The 22,466-nt window shown below is 61.8% G+C and carries 19 protein-coding genes; 13 read left to right on the forward strand and 6 right to left on the reverse strand.

What is annotated here, in order from left to right:
* Nucleotides 1–76: 76 nt before the first annotated feature.
* The 5 genes from AC1DJB_RS10535 to AC1DJB_RS10555 all read right to left on the reverse strand — a co-directional run bounded on the left by AC1DJB_RS10535 (nucleotide 77) and on the right by AC1DJB_RS10555 (nucleotide 8,349).
* The gene (locus tag AC1DJB_RS10535) at nucleotides 77–2,344 is read right to left on the reverse strand and encodes a glycoside hydrolase family 3 C-terminal domain-containing protein (RefSeq protein ID WP_476900898.1); all 2,268 of its coding nucleotides are present in this window, start codon (nucleotides 2,342–2,344) and stop codon (nucleotides 77–79) included.
* 69 nt (nucleotides 2,345–2,413) lie between these two features.
* Nucleotides 2,414–3,760, reverse strand: coding sequence for an MFS transporter (locus AC1DJB_RS10540; protein ID WP_441437335.1), 1,347 nt, complete (start codon nucleotides 3,758–3,760; stop codon nucleotides 2,414–2,416).
* Nucleotides 3,761–3,839: 79 nt separating this feature from the next.
* Nucleotides 3,840–6,320: a glycoside hydrolase family 2 TIM barrel-domain containing protein gene (locus AC1DJB_RS10545; protein ID WP_441437334.1), complete on the reverse strand. Its 2,481-nt coding sequence runs from the start codon at nucleotides 6,318–6,320 to the stop codon at nucleotides 3,840–3,842.
* Nucleotides 6,321–6,439: 119 nt separating this feature from the next.
* Nucleotides 6,440–7,405: an alpha/beta hydrolase gene (locus AC1DJB_RS10550; protein WP_441437333.1), complete on the reverse strand. Its 966-nt coding sequence runs from the start codon at nucleotides 7,403–7,405 to the stop codon at nucleotides 6,440–6,442.
* Nucleotides 7,406–7,737: 332 nt separating this feature from the next.
* Nucleotides 7,738–8,349: a TetR/AcrR family transcriptional regulator gene (locus tag AC1DJB_RS10555; protein ID WP_476910227.1), complete on the reverse strand. Its 612-nt coding sequence runs from the start codon at nucleotides 8,347–8,349 to the stop codon at nucleotides 7,738–7,740.
* Between the two features lie 65 nt (nucleotides 8,350–8,414).
* Here AC1DJB_RS10555 and AC1DJB_RS10560 point away from each other — a divergent pair, with 65 nt between their 5' ends.
* From AC1DJB_RS10560 to AC1DJB_RS10575, 4 genes are read left to right on the forward strand one after another with little or no spacing between them, the layout of a single operon-like run.
* Complete coding sequence (locus AC1DJB_RS10560; protein ID WP_476910228.1) at nucleotides 8,415–9,194, forward strand: SDR family NAD(P)-dependent oxidoreductase; 780 nt, start codon at nucleotides 8,415–8,417, stop codon at nucleotides 9,192–9,194.
* A 41-nt stretch (nucleotides 9,195–9,235) separates the two neighbouring features.
* Nucleotides 9,236–10,735: an FAD-binding oxidoreductase gene (locus tag AC1DJB_RS10565; RefSeq protein ID WP_441437330.1), complete on the forward strand. Its 1,500-nt coding sequence runs from the start codon at nucleotides 9,236–9,238 to the stop codon at nucleotides 10,733–10,735.
* Nucleotides 10,732–11,757 (forward strand): zinc-dependent alcohol dehydrogenase, encoded by a 1,026-nt coding sequence (locus tag AC1DJB_RS10570; RefSeq protein WP_441437329.1) that lies wholly within the window; start codon nucleotides 10,732–10,734, stop codon nucleotides 11,755–11,757. Before AC1DJB_RS10565 ends, AC1DJB_RS10570 begins: the two co-directional genes overlap by 4 nt.
* Nucleotides 11,754–12,521, forward strand: coding sequence for an alpha/beta hydrolase family protein (locus AC1DJB_RS10575; protein ID WP_441437328.1), 768 nt, complete (start codon nucleotides 11,754–11,756; stop codon nucleotides 12,519–12,521). The genes AC1DJB_RS10570 and AC1DJB_RS10575 overlap by 4 nt, the downstream gene beginning before the upstream one ends.
* A 562-nt stretch (nucleotides 12,522–13,083) precedes the next feature.
* Here AC1DJB_RS10575 and AC1DJB_RS10580 read toward each other — a convergent pair.
* A complete protein-coding gene (locus AC1DJB_RS10580; protein ID WP_476910229.1) occupies nucleotides 13,084–13,992 on the reverse strand; it encodes a GntR family transcriptional regulator in 909 nt (302 codons plus the stop codon).
* On the opposite strand from AC1DJB_RS10580, the gene AC1DJB_RS10585 reads away from it, so the two are divergent.
* The 9 genes from AC1DJB_RS10585 (at nucleotide 13,901) to AC1DJB_RS10625 (ending at nucleotide 22,389) form a co-directional block, all read left to right on the forward strand.
* On the forward strand, nucleotides 13,901–14,854 hold the full coding sequence (locus AC1DJB_RS10585) for a succinylglutamate desuccinylase/aspartoacylase family protein (RefSeq protein ID WP_476910230.1): 954 nt from the start codon (nucleotides 13,901–13,903) through the stop codon (nucleotides 14,852–14,854). The genes AC1DJB_RS10580 and AC1DJB_RS10585 overlap by 92 nt on opposite strands.
* A gap of 2 nt (nucleotides 14,855–14,856) precedes the next feature.
* Nucleotides 14,857–16,014, forward strand: coding sequence for an N-methyl-L-tryptophan oxidase (gene solA, locus AC1DJB_RS10590; RefSeq protein WP_476910231.1), 1,158 nt, complete (start codon nucleotides 14,857–14,859; stop codon nucleotides 16,012–16,014).
* A 109-nt stretch (nucleotides 16,015–16,123) separates the two neighbouring features.
* On the forward strand, nucleotides 16,124–17,047 hold the full coding sequence (locus AC1DJB_RS10595; protein WP_476910232.1) for an ABC transporter substrate-binding protein: 924 nt from the start codon (nucleotides 16,124–16,126) through the stop codon (nucleotides 17,045–17,047).
* Between the two features lie 47 nt (nucleotides 17,048–17,094).
* Nucleotides 17,095–17,991, forward strand: coding sequence for an amino acid ABC transporter permease (locus AC1DJB_RS10600; RefSeq protein WP_442003132.1), 897 nt, complete (start codon nucleotides 17,095–17,097; stop codon nucleotides 17,989–17,991).
* A complete protein-coding gene (locus tag AC1DJB_RS10605) occupies nucleotides 17,988–18,755 on the forward strand; it encodes an amino acid ABC transporter ATP-binding protein (protein ID WP_476910233.1) in 768 nt (255 codons plus the stop codon). The genes AC1DJB_RS10600 and AC1DJB_RS10605 overlap by 4 nt, the downstream gene beginning before the upstream one ends.
* Before the next feature lies 1 nt (nucleotide 18,756).
* On the forward strand, nucleotides 18,757–19,938 hold the full coding sequence (locus AC1DJB_RS10610; protein WP_441437321.1) for an FAD-dependent oxidoreductase: 1,182 nt from the start codon (nucleotides 18,757–18,759) through the stop codon (nucleotides 19,936–19,938).
* 10 nt (nucleotides 19,939–19,948) lie between these two features.
* Nucleotides 19,949–20,467 carry a RidA family protein gene (locus AC1DJB_RS10615; protein ID WP_476910234.1) on the forward strand — a complete coding sequence of 173 codons (519 nt, stop codon included), beginning with the start codon at nucleotides 19,949–19,951 and terminating at the stop codon, nucleotides 20,465–20,467.
* A gap of 17 nt (nucleotides 20,468–20,484) precedes the next feature.
* A complete protein-coding gene (locus tag AC1DJB_RS10620; RefSeq protein WP_442003133.1) occupies nucleotides 20,485–21,591 on the forward strand; it encodes an alanine racemase in 1,107 nt (368 codons plus the stop codon).
* A 54-nt stretch (nucleotides 21,592–21,645) separates the two neighbouring features.
* Complete coding sequence (locus AC1DJB_RS10625) at nucleotides 21,646–22,389, forward strand: SDR family NAD(P)-dependent oxidoreductase (protein WP_442003134.1); 744 nt, start codon at nucleotides 21,646–21,648, stop codon at nucleotides 22,387–22,389.
* Nucleotides 22,390–22,466 lie beyond the last annotated feature (77 nt).

A 22,466-nucleotide genomic window follows, 5' to 3' on the forward strand; every position in this document is an offset into this window, starting at 1 on the left:
CGATGGGGCGTGGTGTCATGTGCGGGGTGGGAATCTCAGTCATGGGTGTGTTTTCCGTGGGTTTCAGGCCGGTGGGCTAGGCGGGGGAGGAAGTAGCCTCAGCGGGCTGCTCAAGCAGGGAGACAAGCCAATCGCCGTCAATGGCACCGCCGAGGATGCTCAGGATCTGGTTCATGGGCATGGAGAGCACCATGCGGGTGCCGTCGCTGTCGTCGTCCAGCTGTTGGCCGGATGCCGCCATGATGGGGTTGAGTTCGTTCGCCAGTGCCGGCCCCGCCGTGGGGTGTGCGAGCCACTCCGCAACGTCGGATTGCAGCGACAGGAGGCGTGGCAGTTCGTCACCGTCAAGTGCCACGTCCTGCTCCAGCAGGACGTGTGAGGCATTGTCGGATACTTGCACGGTGTAGCAGCCCGGGGCGACAACCCAGCGGTCAAGGATAACGTCCCAGTACCGAAGGTTCCTGCGGTCCAGGAGGAAATGGACCTCCCGGGTTTCGCCCGGTTGAAGGAGGACTTTGGTGAAGGCGGCGAGGATCCGTTCCGGGCGCAGGACCGGCCCGGCGTCGGTTGAAAGGTAGATCTGTATGACGTGTTTTGCCGGGATCTTTCCGGTGTTGGTGATATTCGCCGTAACAGCGATTTCGTCATGGCCGCGCGCTTCGGCCCGGAGGTCCGTTGTTTCGAAGGTGGAGTAACTTAGCCCGTGCCCGAAAGGGTACCGGACGGGCCGCTGCACCGTTTCGTAGTAGCGGTAGCCGACCATGACGCCTTCGGTGTAACGGACGTGGCCCTGCTCGCCGGGGAAGGACAGGTAAGTGGGCGTGTCCTGCAGCCGGAAAGGAATGGATTCGGCCAAGCGTCCGGAGGGACTCGTCACACCGAACAGCAGGTCAGCGATCGCTCTACCGCCGCCCTGGCCGAGGAGGAAACCTTCCAGGATGCCGTCCACCTGGTCATGCCATTCTTCAAGGGAGACAACACCCCCGTTCGCCAGGACAACGACGGTACGGGGGGCGGCGGCCGCGACCGCCCGGATGAGCTCGACCTGCACAGCGGCGAGTTCCAGCCTCGTCCGGTCGAACCCTTCGGATTCCTCCTCTTCGGGGTTGCCCGCGAATATGACAGCGACGTCCACGGTGCGGGCCGCCTCCACGGCGTGGGCACGGAGTTCAGCATCGTTCTCGCCGGGTTGGAGAGAGAAGCCCTGCGAGTAGTGGACGCTGCCATCAGAGACAGCGGCCCCCGCCTTGAGTTCCTCCAGGGGTATGTCGATGAGTGTGGCGTTGACGTGTGAGCTGCCCCCGCCCTGGTACCTGGGGTTGGTGGCGAATTCTCCGACAACCAGAAGGGATGTTCCTGGTTTCAGGGGCAGTACGCCGTCCTGGTTTTTGAGCAGGACAGCGCACTCGGTGGCGAGCTCACGTGCCAGTTCATGGTGCGCTGCGGAATCGAACTCAGTTGGGGCGGTCCCGGTGATGCGGGGTTCGCTGTAGGCGGCAAGGTCCAGAACCCGTTCCACTGCCAGATCGATCGCCGACTCGTTCACGCTCCCGTTTTGGACGGCCTTGATGAGCGCTTCGGTGGCGTACTGCCCTGGTCCGGGCATTGCCAGATCCAAGCCGGCGTTCAGTGCTGCCGGCCGTGTGCGGACCGCGCCCCAGTCGGACACCACAACGCCGTTGAATCCCCATTCGCCGCGCAGTACATCAGTGAGAAGCCAGCGGTTTTCTGAGGCGTGGACGCCGTTGATCTTGTTGTATGAGCACATGACCGTCGCCGGTTGCGCTTCGGTGACGACTCGTTCGAAGGCTGACAGGTGCACTTCGCGGAGTGTGCGTTCGTCGACGTCGGAGCTGATGACCATGCGCTCGGTCTCCTGGTCATTGGCCGCCAAATGCTTCACGGATGCTCCCACACCGTGCTCCTGCAAAGCCTTGACGTAGGCGCTCCCAAGTACGCCGGACAACAGCGGGTCCTCGGAGTAGTACTCGAAGTTCCTGCCTCCCAGAGGTGAGCGTTTGATATTCACGCCCGGGCCGAGGAGGATGTCCACGCCATGGGCCTGTGATTCTTTGGCCAAGGCGGCGCCGACGCGTGCGGCGACGTCCTCGCTCCAGCTGCATCCGATTCCTACCGCAGGCGGAAAACACGTTGCGGGCTGACTGCGGTATAGCCCGAGGTGGTCAGTCCCATGCTTCTGCATGCGGACGCCGTGGGGTCCGTCCGCCATGGTCACGGCACCAATGTGATGGTCCTTGATGGCAGTGGTTGACCAAAAGGTATCTCCGATCAACAGGGACGCTTTTTGCTGCAGCGTCAGCTGGCTGACGTCGATGTTCTGCATGGAATTCCTCTGTAGTAGGGGTGGCCCGGTTGCACGCTTGTCTGCTGCATTCCGTGTCGGACCGCGGGATCAGCGGACGGCTTTGACCTTCAGGACGACGACGCCGCCGAGGATCGTGAAGGCTCCGGCCAGCAGGTAAAGCAGGGAGTAGTTTTTGTCTCCTCCAGCGGCTACACCAATGCCCAGGAAAAGCGGTGCGATCAGCGGGGCGGCTGACTGTGCCAGGGAGTTAGCGAGTCCATTGATGCCTATGAACCGTCCGGCGTCGGTGTCCCGCTCGGGCAGTACGTCCAGGACCAGAGCCTGGTCAACGGCGGAAAAGATGCCAAGGCCCAGGTTTGAGATGGCTGAACCGATGAGAAGCATGGGCAGGTTGTCACCGAAAGCCATGACTACTGCGCCGGCGGAGAACATGAAACCGGCGCTGAGCACGAAGGGCTTGCGCTTGCGCAGCTTGTCGGAAAGGAAGCCGCCTCCGATGGAGCCGATGATCACCGTGACGATACCGAGCATCCCGCCGATTGCCACGAGGGTGCCTATTTCGGTGATCTGAACCCCGAGCCGCTGTGCGAAGTAGAACGCAGTGAAGGTTGAGCTCATGGTGAGGCCGAAGTAGAAAAGGAATCGTCCGAGCCAGTTCCACGAAAAGTCGGGGTGCGTGCGGGGGTTGTACACGAATTTGGACAGGACCAGGCGAAGGTTCAGCCTGTCCTCGAAGTTGCGGGTGCGGCTGTCGTCCTCACGGATGACGAATGTGAACAGAACGGTAAGGACCAGGCCGAGCACCGCGGGGATCATAAAGAGCAGCAAGGCGTCTTTGGCGAGGCTGCCGGCGAGGATGGCGCCTGTCACCGGTGCTGCCATGGTGACGAAGCCGACCAGGCCGCCGACTTTTCCGCGCTGGGACTCCGGCAGGCGATCTGCCTGGGAGTTGGTCAAGTTTCCAATGACGGTGTTCCAGCCCAGCGTCGTGACAACCCACCCCACGGTAACCATGGGCACGTCCGGTGCGAGGGCGATAATGAGCAGGCCCAGGGTTCCGAGAAGGGAGCCGGCTACGAGCCAGGGGCGGCGGCGCCCGAAGCGGCTTCGGGTGCGGTCACTGAGCACCCCGATGATGGGACCGGAGACCAGCGAGACTACGGCGGCGGCGCCGATGACGAACCCCAGGTACTCCTCGTGATCCGGTGCAATTGCTTTGATCTTGATGGCCAGGGACAGGGCAATGGGTGTCACGAGGGCGATGTAGGTTCCGAACATGCCCAGCAGCAGGAGCCAAATGTACTTGGCGCTGACCTTGGGCAGGTCCACCTGCCCGGTGACAGGAGGAGCAAGAAGTATTTGCTCCTCCGCCACCTCGGCTGGTGTGCCCCCGATGGTGGCGGTGGCCGGAGGAAGGTTGTTGTTGTTTTTCACGGCAGGACTCCGTCGTCTTGATGTACGGGTGTTGGGGGATTGAGGTGAAGTAAACACAGTTGGAGCGGTGGTGCTTGTGCTAGGAGACGAGCTGACGTTCTCCCGTTGCTTCGGTTGCGTTGGCACCGATGGTGACGGTGGCCGGTTGGCATCCGGAGGCTGTCACGGTGACGGTGACAGGGCCTTGCCCGGTTGGGCGGATGATGGCCAGGGCGCGGCCGTCAAAGGTTGTATGTGAGCCTGCTGTGAAGGGCTCGTCTGTAGCGGGATTGGCGCTTCCGAGGCCTTGGAGGACCGCGGGTCCGTCCACCGTTACGGCGACCTCGCGGTCCCGGCCGTTGTGAAGAACGCCGCTTCCGTCCGTGAGTGCTATTCGCAGGAAGGCGAGGTCCCCGGTGCCGGCTGTGAGTAGGTCGACGTCGGAGCTCACGTCAAGGTGCAATCGGTCGCGTGCCGTGGATAGCTGCACACGGGAATGCTCCTGGCCGTCCTTATACGCGACAGCGGTCAAGTCACCGGGGGTGTAGATGATGTCGAAATCGGTACGGAAGGCCAGGTTTTCTCCTACCTTGGATCGTCCGACAGGCACCCCGTTGAGGAGCAGTTCGACGTCGTCGGCGTCCGAGTACACCTCCACCTGGATCGGCTGTCCCTCGAATCCCTCCCAGGTCCAGCTGCTGATCGCATCACTCCAGGACCAAGGCGTCATGAGCGGTGTGCGCCCATGAAACTGCGGGCGCTGGACCGCGATGTATGGCGTTGACCGGAGCCCGAAGACAATCTCCCGGTAGTAGGAGGCGGGGCGGCGCTCACCTGTGATGTCGATGTCGCCTGTCCACGCGGTAAGCCACGGGTAGGGACGTGCCACGCTTGCTGCTGCACCATGGCCGCCGTCGGCGTATCCCACCGAGCCCAAGCCGGCTTCTCCCAGGTAGTCCCACCCGGTCCAGGCGAAGTCGCCAATAACATGATCGTTGGCTTTGACGAGGTCCCAGTTTTTGGCGATCTGCCCCGGAAAAGTCTCAGTGCCGGCAATGACGCGGTTCGGAAAGAGCGTCTTATCCAGCAGGTAGCGTCCGTCACCGTAGTTCATTCCTGCCACGTCAAGCACCGAAAAGGATTCGGCGGTCCGTTCGCTGACCATTTCGGAGGCCGAGATATGGTTCATCATGTCTCCGACCTGGGTCATCATCCCGTTCACGCCCGCTCCGGTGTCGCCAGCTGCGCCCTGGTGCTGTTTCATGCCGGCCAGGACAATGTCCAGACTCGATACAAAACCGTTGATACCGTTGGTGATGGGCCGGGTCCCGTCCAGCGACCGCAGTTTTTCGGCAAGCCGGCGGCTCCACACCCCGCCATCAGCAGTTCCGGTTTCCGGAATCTCATTGCCGATGGAGTACATGATCACACTGGGGTGATTGATGTCCTTGGCCACAAGGGCCTCAAGATCACGTTCCCACCACTGCGCGAAATCAGTGGCGTAGTCGTAATCGGATTTACCCGAGGTCCAAACGTCGAACGCTTCATCGATGACGAGCATCCCGAGCCGGTCACAGGCATCCAGGAGTGCCGAGCTCGCGGGGTTGTGCGAACTCCTGATGGCGTTGAAACCGGCTTCCTTCAGGACCCGGACCCGGCGCTCCTCGGCCGCGGCAATAGTCGCCGCACCCAAAGGTCCATTGTCGTGATGAACGCAGGCACCGCGCAGTTTCACCGTCTCACCATTGAGCCTCAACCCTCTCTTGGCGTCGACCTGGATCCGACGGATCCCGAACGTGACGGATTCCCTGTCGATGACCGCGCCTGCGTCTCGCAGCAGCAGGACGCACGTGTACAAGGACGGCGAATCGAATCCCCACAAGGCAGGATTCTCGACCATCAGCCGATGGCGCACCACAGCCGAGGTGCCTGGAAGCAGTGTGACAGGGGACTCGTCGCTGGCGACCTCGGCGATGCCTTCTTCATTGACCGACGCTGCTAAGTTGACCGTGGTGGTCACGGCGGTGGTGTTGGTGATCCTTGCAGTCACCTCCACCATCGCGCGATTGCTGTCGATGTCAGCAGTGGTGACACGGACACCATCTACCCCGATGTGGATAGGCTCCTTAACAATCAGGTGCACGTCCCGGTAGATCCCGGCACCGGTGTACCAGCGACTGTCCTTATGCGCCCGGCAGACCACCCGGACCTCGTTCGCGGCACCGAACCGAAGGAACGGGTCAATGCGCACGGTAAAGCGCGAGTAGCCATAAGCGTCTTGGCCGGCCAGGGCACCGTTGACGTACACCATCGCGTCCCGGTAAACGCCGTCGAACTCGAGAGCGAACACCTTGCCGCGATCTGCCTCATCAACATCGAGCATCCTGCGGTATTCGAAAGCACCACTGGGAAAATATCCGCCAGCCGCGCCGGCAGGAGCATCACCGCTTCTGGTTTTCGAGATCAGCGCATCATGCGGAAGCATTACATCAACCCACTGTTCACTTGCTCCGCCCAGTTCAGCGAAAGCACTGACCCTCGTCCGGACGGCCCATCCTTCGTTGAATGGTTTCCTGGCCATTAGCACTCCTAGAAAAATCAATAGCGATTGTCAGTGACTCGTCACGGCTTAACCACGCGCTGGTGCACGTCAACGGATGGTTGATTCCCGCGGTTGAGCGTCGTCGTCTCTCATGAAGCTCATGCTGCTGCCCAGGAGGCTTCAAGGAATCGGCGCGCCTGCTCGATCTGTTCTCGATCCTCCGGAGCCTCTCCCATGAACATGCCGTGCGGGGCACCTTCCCAGACATGAAGTTCGGCGCGGACGCCGGCCTGAAGGAGTTTGCGGTGCAACCGCACGGTATCCGAGAGGAGGAAGTCGCGCGTCCCGGAGGTCAGCATGACAGGCGGGAAGTCTGCGGTATATGTGCCGAACAGAGGTGAGATGTAGGGGTGCTCGAGTGACTGATCACCGCGGTATAGCTCGAGCATGTTCTTCGGGTGCCATTCGCTGAGGCCAAACCCGAGGGTGGTGTACGTGTCGCCGGCAAGCGTGAAATCGACACAAGGAGAAATGAGGCAGGCGGCGGCTGGCATTGGCAGACCCTCGTCTCGGGCCCTAAGGAGAAGGGCTGCTGAGAGATTGCCGCCTCCGGATTGCCCGGCGATGGCGATCGTCTCCGGCCTATGGCTCTTCAGCAGTTCGCGGTATACCGTCATGCAGTCATCCAGGCCAGCCGGGAACGGGTTGTCCGGGAGTTGCCGGTAGTCCATTCCCCAGGTGCGCACGCCGATGTTGCCGGCGATGAGCTCGGTGGAGCGGCGCGCAGTGGGCCCGCCGCCCCAAAGGAAACCTCCGCCGTGGATGTACAGAAGGACCCGCTCGTCGTCAGCTGCGATGTCCGACGGCTCAGCCATAAAGAATTTCGCCCCATGAACCTCGCCGGCTTCTACTGCTACTGCAACGTCTGATGTCACGGCGCCAGTTGTCGCTCGCGCCATGGTTTCGACGAAGACAGGGTCTGAGGATTCGGCGGCCGCCGCCAGGGCACGCCAGACCTCGACATCCTCAGGGGCGGGATCAGGCTGCGGCGGCCTTCCGGCGGCCATGGCCAATACATTCTGTGCCTCGAGGCTGATGGTGGTTGGAACAGGGTATTCGGTCATCGTGGAACGTTCTCCTCTGCGGGGATCGATCGTGAACTATTCGTGAAGTCAGGCGCTCTCGCGGTTAGTCGCGACATCGTGGGTGACGCGCGTCACCGATCTAATCACGCGTGGGTGACACGCGTCAATAGGGGCTGAAATTTCCCGTTGGGAATGCAGTGCATTGAGCGGCCGCGGCGCACAGATGGGTGTCGGCTGCAGCAAAGCCCTTGAAGAGCCACTCCAGTGGATCGCACCAGCTCAAGCATCGAAATGCGAAGCAGTTGATCCTCCGGGCCAAACTTTGACCCTGGAGCGTACGTCATCCGTCCAAGATGGGGGCGAAGACCTGGTTAGCCCAGCTGGAGGACGGCAAGCGCCCGCCGAAGGTAGGGGGCAGGGTCAGTGTCATCATTAGCCGCCCATTGCAGCCAGGCTTCGAATAATGCGCCAGCAAGAGCGGCGCACAGGTACCGGGCAGTGTCTTCAGGAATGCCACGGGCGGTGAGGTAGGAGCGGGTCTGGTCGTTGCGAGTCCCTAAGAATTCCTGGCTGCGGCACAGCAGCTCCGGGTGTTCGGCGATCAATCGGAGTCTCCCGCGGGTCACGGCGAGGTCCGGGAGGGCGGCAATACCCGTAAGCACGGCTTCCCGAAGTCCGTCCAGAATCGCCTGTCGGGACAGGGGATGTGCAGGGGCCGACTCCAAGGCAGCGGCGGAGGCTTCTATTACAGGTCCCATCCCGCCCCATACCAACTCTGCTTTATTGGCGAAATGGCGGTACAAAGTCTTCCGCCCAACGCGGGCCTCCCGCGCAATATCCTCCATCGAGGTCTGCTCATACCCCCGCTCGGCGAACATTTTGAGGGCAAGGGCGGCAACCGCTTCAGGGTCGATGCTCACCGGCCGCCCCGGCGACCGGTGGATAGTGATTGAATCGTTCGAAAGCATCTCACCAGTATTCACCCTTCCATTATGACACTGAGTATCGTAATCTTGGCTGCGACATCATCAGCGTCTGGAAGGACATCATGGGCAGCGAAGCCTCGTGGCAGGAAACCATCACTAATGGCCGCTTTGCGGGACAAACCGTCGTCGTAACGGGTGCAGCGTCCGGCATAGGGCAGGCGACTGCCATGCGCATCGCCAAGGAGGGCGGCAAGGTTATCGCCGCGGACATCAGCAAGCAGCGCCTCGAGGCTCTCGTTGAAGAGAATAAGAACCTGGACCTGGTGCCAGTGGCCGGTGACATCTCTACTGAGGAAACTATTGCCGCTGTGGTTTCTGCCGCCGGCGGGCGCATCGACGCCTTGGCGAACATTGCCGGAATCATGGATAACTTCGCACCAATCCATGAGGTGGACGATGACCTTTGGGACCGCGTTTTCCGGATCAACGTCACCGCCCTCATGCGTCTTACCCGCGCCGTTGTACCGCTGATGCTGGAAGCCGGGGCGGGGTCGGTAGTCAACGTTTCCTCAGAGGCCGGCATCCGCGGTTCGGCTGCCGGGGCTGCATACACTGCCTCCAAACATGCCGTTGTTGGCCTGACCAAGAACTCCGCCGTGATGTACGGCCCGAAGGGTCTTCGCTTCAATACCGTGGCTCCCGGGCCCACACTCACTGGCATCGAGGCAAACTTCGGCTCCCAACTGGCCACCGAACGGCTCATCCCACTCATGCAGGCCAATATCCCCACGCCCGCTAACGCCGCACAGTTGGCAGCCTCAATCACTTTCCTGCTCAGCGACGACGGCACCAACCTAAACGGCGCGGTTCTGGCCTCCGACGGCGGCTGGTCGGCGATTTAGCCGCCAAACAAAAAACCCTTCAAAAACAGGAGTTTCTTCTAATGTCAGAAAAGTTCTTTGAGGCAGTCTCCCAGATCCTTGGTCAAGATGCCGTTGACGTTTCGGATGCTGGCCGCGCCTCATACAGCAGCAACCGGCTCCCTGGCGGAGACCGTCAAACCGATGGGATTGTTTTTCCTTCTTCCACTGAAGACGTTTCCACCATTGTTCGCCTGGCCGCCGAGCATGGAGTGTCTTTGTGGCCGACCAGCACGGGCCATAACTGGGGCATGGGAGAGTTTTCCCCAGTCCGGGAAGGCCAGGTGGTTATGCACCTGGGCAAACGGATGAACCGCATCCTGGAAGTTGATGAACGACTCGGCTACGCCGTCATCGAACCGGGAGTAACCTTCCGACAGCTTCGGGCAAAAATGGCCGAACTCGGCGACAAGTTCATGATCAGCGGAACCTCCGGTCCGCCCGATGGCAGCATCATCGGCAATGCCCTCGACCGCGGTGCCGGCTACACCCCTCACTTCGATCACTTCGGCACGCTCTGCGGGATGGAAGTAGTTCTGCCCAACGGGGAAATCTTCAACACCGGAGACGGGTCCCTTCCCAATTCCAATAGCCGCTTTACTAATAAGTCGGGGTTCGGACCGCTCCTGGACGGCATCTTCACTCAATCCAACTTCGGCATTGTCACGCAGACTGCTGTCTGGCTGATGCCACGCCCGCCGGTCATTGTGGGATTTGCTTTCTCCTTCGCGGAGGACGAGGACCTTTCCGAGATCTTTGAAATGGTGCGCCCGCTGAAGCTCAACTCGGTGGTTCCTACCCTCATCAAGGTGACCTCCGGCGGTTACGGCTTCGCTACGGAGGATACCTACCCTTATAACCGCACCGACGGTCAGGTGCCACTGCCGGATGCCATCCGCCGGGAACTGCAGGAAAAGCATGGCACCGGAGCGTGGCTCGTGTCCGGCGCCCTGTATGGGCCTTCCGAGGAGGCGCTGCAGCCCACGCTCGGTAGGATCCGCGCCGTTTTCGAGGCATCAGGTAAGGCCACCTACATTTCCCACAAGGAAATGCTGGATAACCCCATCTACAAGATCCATCTCGACACCTACAGTGGTGAACCCACAGACAGTGAAGTCGACATGCTCAACTGGCGCCCTGGCGGTGGCGCGACCTGGTTCCTGCCCGCCACACCTATGATCGGCGAAGCTGCTGAGCTTCAGCACGAAACCTCACGCCGCGTCCTTGCCGAGCACGGGTTTGAGTACTTCGTCGAGTTCGTTTGCAGCACCAGGGCAGCACGCGGCCTGCACCTCATCATCTTCAACCGTCAGGACGCTGATGAGGTAGCCCGCATGAACGCCGCCTATGCTGCCTTGGTCGAAGCATACGACGAGATCGGCTACCCCATCGGACGAACCCCGACTGACTGGCAGGAACGGGCCATGGCCCGTCTGCCGGTACTGCAGCAGGTCACGCATCAAATTAAGGCGGCACTGGATCCCAAGGGAACCATCGCGCCGGGCAAGTACGGCATCTCATGAGTGCTGCAGCCATCAGCCTCGGTGGCCGTGTTCTTGAGCTGACAGCACCCTATGAGATGGATACTGTCGTACGCCCTGACCTAGGTCAGCCCGGCCCCGGTCAAGTCGTTGTCCGCATGGTCGCTCTGGGCCTGTGCGGCACAGACCTTCACATCTACTCCGGTCGGGGATCCATGTATCCATGGGTAACGGGGCATGACGGAGCCGGAATCATCCAATCGGTAGGGCCTGGAGTCGATCTCCAAGAGGGCCAACGCGTTGCCGTTGACCCCGTCGTCCGATGCGGGAAATGCGCGATGTGCCGGCAAGGCAAGGTGCAGCTCTGCGCGGACGGCGGATACCTCGGCATGCTCGGCCCAGGTTTGGCCGCTGAATATGTACAGCTTCCGGCGGCCCAACTCATTCCGCTGCCGGACGCGGTATCAGACCTGGCGGCCACCGTCTTGGAGCCCGTCGCCGTGGCCCTTCACACACTTCGCCGGGTGGCGCCCTTAATGCCCGGCCAGGGGGCCGCCGCCATCATTGGTGGAGGCCCGTTGGGCATCCTGCAGGCACAGGTATCCCAGCACTTTGGATGGGATTGCGTTGTCTTCGAGCCCCAGAAGCGACGCCGGGACCTGGGCAGCTCCCTTGGCGTGAAGATGTTCGATCCGGCGGAAGCTGAGGACATCGAGACACTTAAAGGCGGCCCGATACTGGTGATCGAGACATCCGCGGCCGGCGCGGGCGTCGACCTCGCCGAACGGATAGCAGCCCCGGGTTCCGTTGTTGCCATCGTGGGCCGTGGGCCGCATTCCCCGTCGCCAGCGAGCATCTTGCTCAAAGAGCTGTCGGTGCTGGGAATCAAGGGAGGCCCAGGCATGTACTCCGAGGCGGTGCGCTTGGTCCAGGAGGGCGTGGTTGATCCGGCATCAGTTATCACTGACCAGTTCCCTTGGTCGCAAGGTGCCAAGGCGTTTGCGCACACCGTTCAGAACCCCGAAACCGTGGTTCGCAGCGTCCTCCATGGGGCGTGGCAATGACAAAGCAAGTCATTAACTACGGAAAGCATCCTTCTCAGTTTGTCGAAGCCTGGTTTCCCGAGAACTGGTCACAGGACAGTGCTGTCGTGCTGCTCCATGGTGGCTGGTGGCGTGCTAAACACGACCTGCATCTGATGGATGAGCTGGCTGCTGATCTGCATCAGAGGGGGTATTTGGTTTGGAACGTAGAGTATCGAAGGATCGATGGCGACGACGGCGGTTGGCCTGGGACATTGGACGACGTCCTGGCAGCCATTCACCACCTGACCTCAGAGCCGCTGCGGGTAAACCCGTCATCCATTGCGGTCATTGGACATTCCGCCGGCGGACACCTGGCCCTGCTCGCGGCCAAGACAGCGCGACTGGCTGCTGTCGTTGCGCTCGCCCCGATCACGGATGTCGCCCGCTGCGCGGCTGAAGGACTGGGAGAGGGAGCGACGCCGGTCTTCCTCGAAAAGGCTGGTCTTACCAAGAAAGTCTTTGAAGAAGCTTCGCCTTTGGAGCAGGCACCGATCCGTGTTCCCCAATTGGTCGTCCACGGCTCGGATGATGTCCGGGTCCCCTTGAGCCACAGCAAGGCATACGTCTCCAGAGCCGCCGGGGTGGGGGACAATGTTGAACTTCGGGAAGTTCAGGGGGGCGACCACATGTTCGTCCTGCAGCCCGATCATTCGTATTGGCCCAAAGCGCTGGAGTGGCTGAACGACGTAACCGCCGACTCAGCGCCCGTACCTTCCGCCGGAGAAGACAAGCTCTCATTATGACGGGGAGCACAAAGATCCTCGGACCCGGAGAGGGCGAAACGCATACCAACCATGCGATTCGGGCTGCGCATTCTCCGGGTGATTCCGATCCGGGCGGCGATGGCATCGGCAGCGAAACGCGCATCCGCCTCCAACTCACTAGTTATCGTCTCGTCGATGCAGTCAGGGACTCCTGACATTCTGTCTCTGACGTGATTCGTCCTGGAAGAAAAGTGGGAAATTCTAGGGAAGGGATCCGAAATCTCACTCCAGTTTTTGGTGGCGCTCCCGGGAAATGTCTCTAGAGCTACCGTTTGATTGCTGAGCCGCGGCGGGGACTTGGCCCGCCAGAGGTTGCGGTTCGAGTTCGGATCCGGTGCCCTCGTGGCTGAGGCGAACGACGGCAACGTGACGCGGGCGAGTGCGCAGCACCACGCCCGACCGGTTCCTTACCTGATCCAAAGAGTCGTCAGATAGCAGCCCACTACTTTTAGGCCAGGTCTCGATCAACCACTTTCGAGCGGTGAGCATTCTGGTTCGGTGCCGCAAAGAAATATGAGGCCACGGCGTGGCCGATCTGCTGTTACTCCTGGTAGTAGTGCTGTTCGAGACCCTTGATGAGCAGTTCGGGCTCTCCGCTCATTGCGGCGTCGACCAGCAGCAGATGCCTGTCCGCCTGGCTGTCGGCGGTTCCCACGCCGCGCCGCATTATCGGCACCATCATGACGGCGAGAAGCGACTCCAGGCTCTGCCATGCCTCCACCAGTTTGGCCTTTGGCTGCTGATTCATCAGCGTTCCGTGGAACTCGCGGTCCAACCTCATGAGATCGTCTACGTCCTCTGGCAGACGAAGCCCCCGCATGCGTTCGGCGATGCGCCTCAGTTCTTTCTCAACGCTTTCGGACGGCGGAAGCACGGCGTGCATGGCAGCTCGTCCTTCGAGGGCTGCGAAGACTTCCCCGATCTCGGCGATGTCGCCGTCGCTGAAGTATCGAACCCGGTTACCTGAACCCGGCGAGAATTCGACGAGCCCGGTTGCGGCAAGGCGCGTCAGGGCCTCGCGGACTGTGCCGCGGCTCACAGACAGATCTTCAGCGAGCCTCTTTTCTACGAGATGCCGACCCGGATCGAGGGTTCCCAGGATGATTTCCCTCCTGATTCGGTGCGCCACTTGATCCACGAGCGTTGTTCGCTCCGCAACCCGAGGCGCAAGCGTTCTCGCGAGAGACGTCCTTGCTGGCTCAGAGGTAGGTTGACTCTCCATTGCGCTCACACCCCTATCGGCTAATGGCAGCCACCCGCGCTTTGGAGTGGGCCTTGACACTAGATCACCAAACGATAGTATCAAACAATCATGTCGGACATGATTGTCGGACACTATGGTCGGATAGGACACCAAAATGCATGATGGCTTCAGAAGCCAAGAGGCCGTGTTTCGCGGCCACTTCCACATTGCTGCCCTCCCTGGCGGCGGTTTGGATCTGCCGTACATCGAGATCCATGGCCGGGAGACCGGACCGCGGCTGACAGTGCTCGCAGGGGTCCACGGCTGTGAGTATGCGGCCATGGCTGCTCTGCGGGAGTTCGTTGCGGAGGTAAATCCTTCGGAACTGAGGGGGATCATCACGGCGGTTCCCGTGGTCAACCTCCCGGCTTACCTGAGCCGGACGCCCTTCATCGTTCCGGTGGACGGCAAGAATCTGAACAGGTGCTTTCCTGGAGACCCGAACGGCAGCTTTTCGGACGTACTGGCACACCACGTGTTCGAACGCTTCATCCGGGGAGCCGACTACGTCATCGACCTTCATTCCGGAGACGTACCGGAAGCTATTGAACCGGTAGTTATCTACGACGAGTCACCGGTGGGTGAGGCTGCCCGGCGGATCGCGGTGGCGTACGGAACCCAACATGTGATCAGGCAGCCTGCCGCCTCACGGGTAACCACCGGCACCACGAGTTCTGCTGCCGCGGATGCCGGTGTCCCGGCGATCACCGCTGAGGCAGGAGGCGGCGGCATCATCGATCGCAAGGCTGTCGCCATTCATGTCAGGGGTCTGCGGAATGTGGCTGCGACCTTGGGAATGCTCCCCTATGACGTTGAGCAAACCCCCGGCCAGGCCGAGCACGACCAAGGGTGGAGCTGGATTCACTCGCCGGTGGGCGGTTGGTGGCAACCGAACGTCGAACTTGGCCAGCCTGTCTCCAACGGCGAGCTTCTCGGACAGGTCAGTGACCTTTTCGGCGACGTCATCCACGAAGTAAGGGCGACGGAAGCCGGGATACCCATGATCATCACCACGAGTCCCGCGATAGCCGCGGACGGACTCCTTATGGTCCTAACCCAGGAGGTTTAAGAATGAGCACCACCAAGAAGCGAGTGGCCGTCATCGGTCTCGGAACGGCAGGCAGCATGTCCGCCTGGCGCCTGGCTTCACGGGGCATGGATGTAGTTGGTTACGAGCAGTTCGGAATTGCCCACGACCGTAGTGCCCACGCGGGCGAGTCCCGTATCTTCCGTACCGCTTACTTCGAAGACCCTGAATACGTGCCATTGCTTCGCACCGCCAAGGCGCTGTGGCAACAACTCGAGGGTGAGACGGGCACCAAACTGCTCACTCTTGCCGGCAATCTCATGCTGGGGGAGGCATCATCGCAGATGGCCAACGTCAGTGACTCCATCGATAAGTTCGGGGTGGACGCCTCCATCATTCCGCTCGACGAGGCGCGCACCCGCTGGCCGCACCATCCGTTCCACGAGGGCGACGCCGTTGTCCTGGACCGTGAAGCAGGCTATCTTCGCCCTGAGCTCGCGGTGCTGAAGGCCGCCTACCGGGCCAAGTCGCTGGGCGCCCAACTCCGCACCTACACCCCGGTTGAAGGGGTCGAAGTCAAGGACGACGGGGTCTGGGTCAGCGCCCATGGCCGGAGCGAGCGATACGACCACGTTGTGGTCACCACCGGTCCCTGGGCCGCGAAGCTGCTTCCGGAACTCGCGCCACTCGTGCAGGTTCGCAAGGCGGTGTCAGCGTGGTTCGTCACGAAGGAACGCGGAGCATTTGATCCGGCCAACTTCCCATGCTTCATACGCACGACGCCTGAAGAGTTCTATGGACTGCCGGCGATGGACGGGAACGGGCTGAAACTAGGCCTGTCCGGAACCGTCAACCGTCTGGTCGATGACCCCGACGCCCTCGACCGCACGGTCCCCATCGACGAAATGAAGGCATTCAGGCAACTCGTCGCCGATTCCTTCCCTGCACTCTATCCGGATCCTGTCCGTGTGGCCGCCTACATGGAGGGCTACACCCAGGACGGGCACGGGATCGTTGGGCGGCTTGGCGGCGAGGACCGCATCACCGTCCTCACAGGCCTGTCCGGTCATGGGTTCAAGCTTGCACCGGCGCTCGGCGAAATCGCCGCGGACTACGCCCTTCATGGTGCCAGTGACAACACGATCCCGCTCCTGAGCCCCGACCGGTTCCTTACGATCCAGACCTCGACGGCGAACCCGTGAGGTGACGCAAGGCCCGTCCCAGCCATTAACTACATCCATCTGGCACCACTACACGGCTTTTTCTGTAACCGCACCATCCCCAACCAAAATAAATTCCAAGGAAAACACCATGAAGACACAAAACAAGGTCCACGCCGCTGTGGCCTCACTGGCCCTCCTCATTGGCCTAACCGCGTGTGGCAACGCCGCCGGCAGTGAACCTTCGGCCAGCCCCACCGAGCTGGGCCTCAGGGACATCTCTGAGGGTGTCCAGCCCGATCCGAAGGCTGTGAGCCTCCTGCCGAAGTCGTACAAGGACAAAGGTGAGCTCACGGTGGCCGCGGACCTGCACTACCCGCCGACCGTCTTCCTCGCCGAAGACAACAAAACCCCGATCGGCCTCAACCCGGATATCACCCGGCTTATTGCCAAGAAGCTTGGCGTCAAGGTGAAGTTCGAGGACACGAAGTTCGACACCATCATTCCGGGCCTTGACGGTGGCCGCTTCGACTTCACCGTTTCGACCATGGCCAAGACCGAAGACCGGCTCAAGGTCGTGGACATGATCGACTACTTCAAGGCCGGCAGCTCCATTGGGGTGACCGCCGGAAATCCGCAGAAACTCACCAACGAGACCCTGTGCGGGAAGAGCATCGCCGTCACCCAAGGCTCAACCGGTCAGCTGCTGCGCCTTCCAGCCCTGAACGAGATGACCTGCACCTCCAAGGGACAGCCCGCAATCAACGCAGTGACGCTGCCCAACATCCAGGAAGCCCTCGTCCAGCTGCACTCCAAGCGCATCGACGGCATCCTCTACGACACCACGGCACTCGCCTGGGCGCAGACGCAGCAGCCGGGCTCCTTCCAGATGCTCACCCCTCCCCTCAACGTCGGCGGAACCGGAATCACGGCAGTTGCGCTGAAGAAGGGGTCGCCCCTGACCCCCGCCATTCAGGCAGCAGTCCAGTCGATCCTCGCTGACCCGGAGTACAAGGAGTCCCTCAAAACCTGGGGCCTCGAGTTTGGGGCCATTACCGACGCCAAGCTGAACTAGCAGGTGCCTGAATGACAACGGCTATCAGCAAAGGAAACAAAGCTGCCATGGGAAGCGTAGATGCAGCCCTCAAGCCACGGCTTCGGCTTCGGACCCGCTCCGAATACGCGGGGTGGATCCTTAGCATCCTCGTCGGCGTCGGGATCCTCACCTCGGTCCTCACAAACTCCAACTTCAAGTGGGAGATCGTCGGGAAGTACTTCTTCGCTGAGACGATCCTGCGCGGGCTCATGCTCACGATCTTCCTCACGGTTGCGAGCATGGCCCTGGGAACCTTGCTCGGGCTTGCCCTCGCGATCATGCGGGCTTCGCACGTGAAGCCGGTCTCCATGACAGCCGGGCTCTACATCACATTGTTCCGTGGCACCCCAGTGCTGGTGCAGCTGATCTTCTGGTTCAACATCTCCGCCCTTTACCCGAACCTGAGCATCGGGATCCCGTTCACCGACATCAGCACCGCCATCGACGTCAACACGATCATGGGCCCGATCACCGCAGCGCTTGTGGGCTTGACCCTCAACCAGGCCGCGTACATGGCCGAGATCATCCGCGGCGGCTTCTCCGCAGTAGGCAAGGGCCAGCTTGAGGCCGCCGACTCGCTCGGAATGAGCGCGTCCATGAGGATGCGCAAGGTCATCATCCCTCAGGCCATGCCGTCCATCATCCCGGCGACCGGCAATCAGTTCATCGGAATGTTCAAGGAAACCTCGCTGGTTAGCGTCCTCGGCGTGGCCGAGCTTCTGCAGAGCACCCAGTTGATCTACGCGCGCACCTTTGAGACCATCCCGCTGCTCATCGTGGCGAGCCTGTGGTACCTGGTCATGACCCTGCTGCTGAGCTACCCGCAGTCCAAGCTCGAACAGAAGTACTCCCGCGCAACAGCCCGGCTTCCGCGGAAGTCGAAATCCGTTGTGCTGACCGACCCGGAAGGTATCGCGCGATGAGCACCGACGGCACTATCCTTGCCCGGAAAATCCGAAAGTCCTTTGGACCCAAGACAGTCCTGAAGGACATCGACCTGGAGATTGCCAGCGGAGAGATCTGCTGCATCATCGGCCCCAGCGGCTCGGGAAAGTCCACCATCCTGCGCTGCATCAACGGCTTGGAGACCGTGGATTCCGGAATCCTGAAAGTCAACGGCGAGGACTTCGGCTACTACGAAACCGACAAGGCCTACCACGCCCTGCCTGCGAAGAAACTGGCCCAGCAGCGCACCAGGGTTGGCATGGTCTTCCAGTCCTTCAACCTGTTTCCAAACATGACCGCCCGGGAGAACGTCATGTCCGGACCGGTCCTGGTCAAGCGCGCGGACAAGAAGGAATCAGCCAAACGCGCCCAGGAACTGTTGACAAGCGTGGGCCTCGGCGCTTTCGGGGACCGCTACCCGGCCGAACTCTCCGGCGGGCAGCAGCAACGCGTCGCGATCGCGAGGTCCCTGGCCATGGATCCGGAAATCATGCTCTTCGACGAGCCGACATCTGCACTGGACCCCGAAAAGGTCGGTGAAGTCCTGACCGTTATGAAGGAGCTCGCCGAGAAGGGCATGACCATGGTGGTGGTCACCCACGAGATGGGCTTCGCCCGCGAAGTGGCCGATTCCCTGATCTTCATGGACGACGGCTACGTCGTCGAACGCGGCGACGCCCGCGAAGTGCTCCGCAACCCCCAAGAGTCCCGCACCCAGTCCTTCCTCGAGAAAGTGCTCTGAAATGACAGATGGAAAGTTGGCCGTCATCGGCCTCGGCACCATTGGCAGTATGGCCCTCTGGCAGGCCTCCCGGCTATCCGATTCCGTGGTCGGATTCGAAGCGCAGCTCCCTGCGCACGGACGCAGTGCCGTTGGCGGAGACACCCGCCTGTTCCGCATGCTCAACCTAAACCCGGGCTTCAATCCCATCCTGCAGAGCTCCCAACGTCTCTGGGCCGAGCTTGAGGACGAAACCGGACAGGACATCCTCCTGCGCTGCGGCGGAATCTACATTGGTACGGCGAACGGGGCGTACATCCCGCAGCTGCTCGAGTCGGCGCGGGCGACCGGCGTAGCGCACCAGATCCTCTCCCGGACGGAGATGGCCGAGCGGTATCCGCAGCACAACCTGCGTGCCGATGACATCGGTGTGTTCGACCCCAACGGCGGCGCACTCAGGACGGATCGGGCCGTCACGGCTGCGGTCTCCGCAGCCCAGGCCAACGGTGCGACAGTGCTCACCAACACCCCGGTAGACGGGATCCGGGAAACCGTAGACGGTGTAGTGGTGACCTCCGGGGACAAGTCCTGGACGTTCGAGAACGTCATCGTCGCCTCCGGCGGCTGGTCGCAGAAGCTCATGCCGGAGTCGCTCCAAGCGCACACCCAACCGAACAGGGTCTTCCTCACGTGGTTCGTCGCCAAAAATCCCGCGCTCTTCTCCCCAGAGCGGTTTCCTGTCTTCGTGCGGCTCTCCGGAGACCGGTCCATGTATGGTGCGCCCGCAGTTGATGGGGTCACCGTCAAGGCAACCCTGAATTTCCGGCCAACGCCTACCGGGAACCCCAGTGCGGTTCCGAGGGAACTTACTCCGGCAGAGATTGCCGAGACGACCGAGACGGTGAGCGAGTTCTTCCCCGGCCTGTATCCAAACATCGTCCGCTCGGACGCGTTCCCGGACCTCTTCACGACCGACCGCAACCCGCTGCTCGGCCGCCTCGACGCCGGTAGCAGGGTCTACTGCGCAACCGGGTTCTCCGGCGGGGGCTTCAAAATGGCCACCGGATATGGCGAGATCGCCGCCCGCGAAGCGCTCGGATTACAGACGTTCGATGGCTTGGATTTCGTACGTCCGGAACGGTTCATGAGCGTCCATAGCATGCAGGCTGCCGCGGCCGGACAATCCTCTTCCCACAACCAGTGAAAGCGTTGATATGAGCCTTCCCTTTGCCCCCACTGATTCTCGAGTCGGGCTGGTCGCCAACGGTGTGTCCGGCTCGCCATCGCACCGGCTCCAGGCTCTCGGCTTGAAGTTGCCCAGCCTCGCTGACAACCCGTACTACCTGCATCACCGGTCGGTGGACTCCAGTATTCACATCTCAGGCCAACTGCCGTACAAAGACGGCGAACTCCTGGGCACCGGCATCGTCGGCCACGATGTGGAGCTTGAAACAGCGCAGGAGCTTGCCCGCCACGCCGCGCTTAACGCACTTGCTGCCGCCGTCCAAGCGGTGGGCGACCTGGACAAGGTCCGCATCGTGCAGATGCTCGTTTTTGTGGCCAGTACACCGGACTCCGGTCTGCAGTCGCAGGTGGCCAATGCAGCCAGTGACTTGCTCATCGGGGTACTGGGTGAAAACGGACGGCACGCCCGTACTGCGATCGGTGTAGCCGGGCTGCCGCGCAGGAGCCCGGTCGAGATTCAGATGGTCTGCACGGAGGCGAGGGCATGAACCATAAGGAGCACTGCGTGAACCGCATTCAGCAAGCACTCGAGGCTCTCGTCGATCGGATCGACACGCCCTCACCCATCGTGCTGTCCGACGTGATGCAGGACAATATCGACCGGATGCAGGCCTTCGCAACCCAGCAGAACCTCGACGTCAGGCCACACGTCAAAACCCACAAATGCGTGGAAATCGGCCGGCGCCAGCTCAAAGCGGGTGCGGTCGGAATCACTGCAGGCAACGTCGGTGAGGCAGAGGTCTTCGCCGCGGCCGGGTTCGACAACGTCTTCATCGCCTACCCGATCTGGCCGGCTGGAACCAAAGGCCCACGGATCCGCGAGCTGGCCGAGACAACCCGGCTCCGGGTCGGAGTCGACAATGTGGCGGCGATCGATGCCTTGGCCGATGCGATGGGATCAGAAGCGGAGCTGCTGCAGGTGGTGATCGAGGTCGATTGTGGTGCGCGCCGTTCCGGGGCCGCTCCCGAGGCTGCCGGCGACCTCGCCCTCGCCGCCCGCAAGCGTGGCCTGATCCCGGCGGGCGTCTTCACCTATCCTGGCCATGGCAGTGCCGGACCGGACGCGCGCAAGCGAGCCGCCGAGGACCAGGACGCCGCACTCATCACCGCGGTACGGAGCCTCAGCGCAGCTGGCGTGACCGCAGAGGTGGTCAGCGCCGGCTCCACACCCACTGTGGAATTCGCCACCAACAGCGTCATCACCGAGATCAGGCCCGGCGAGTACGTCTTCAACGACCTCAACAACACCAGGCTCGGCGCCTGCACTGAGGACCAGATCGCGCTGTTCCTCGCCGGCACAGTGGTCAGCGACTGGGTCCCGGAGCAGGTCCTGCTCGATATCGGCACCAAAGCCCTCGGTCGCGAAGGCAGCCCCGAGATCGGGTACGGCGGCATTGCCGGCACTACGGCCGTGTTGTCCAAGCTCAATGAGTACCACGGCTTCCTTCCCCTGCCCGGGGACGGATTCCACCCCCGCGTCGGGACCGTGCTTCCCGTGGTGCCCAACCACGTCTGCCCGGTGGTGGTCAATTTCGAGGAGTACATCGTCACCGACAGCACCGGAACCACCCTGGAACGGTGGCCTGTGGACGCCCGCGGATTCCTCAACTGACCGCCTGAGGACTTTCGTCCCAACCCGACAGCCAACAATCAACCTCACGATGGAGTGCCTGACTTGAGACTAGACAAGACCACCGCCGTGGTGACCGGCGCCAGCAGCGGAATCGGCGAGGCGGTGAGTGCCCACTTCCGCCGCGAAGGTGCCCGGCTGCTGCTCACTGGCCGAAGGGAGCAACTTGATACGGCCCAGCCAGATGACCTGTACGTCCCGGGAGACCTTAACGACGAGGCCTTCGTCGAAAGCCTCGCCCGGCAGGCCGCCGAATCCTTCGGCACCGTCGACGTCGTCGTTATTAACCACGGCTTGCAGGTCACCGGCCCGCTCACGGAGATGGCGCACGAGGACGCGAAGAACGTGCTCAACAGCAACCTGCTCAGCGCCTTCCTGGTGATGAAGCATTTCGCACCACTGATGCCCGCGGCGGGAGGCTCGTTCGTGCTCGTCAGCTCACGGCTCGGCATGGTCGGCATGGCAGATCAAGTCCTGTACTCCGCAGCGAAGGGCGGCCTCATCATGCTGGCCAAGGGTGCCGCGATCGAGTGGGCCCCACAGAACATCCGCGTCAACGTTGTCGCTCCCGGGCTAACCATCACGCCAGTCATCGAAGCATCAATTCAGCGCACGCCCGATCCCGAGGCCTACCGCCGGCAGCGCGAGGGCCAAATCCCGCTCCAACGCCTCGCCACCCCCGAGGAAATCGCCGACGCCATCCTCTTCCTCGCATCCAAGGAAGCGTCCTACATCACCGGAGCGACGCTCCCGGTAGACGGCGGATACACCGCCTTCTAGCAGCGCATGATCCACAAAAACAGCGGGGCCCGGTCAACCGCCGGGTCCCGCACCCTTCCCAACAAAGCCTGAAACTG

Source organism: Arthrobacter sp. 01T428 (assembly GCF_056398685.1).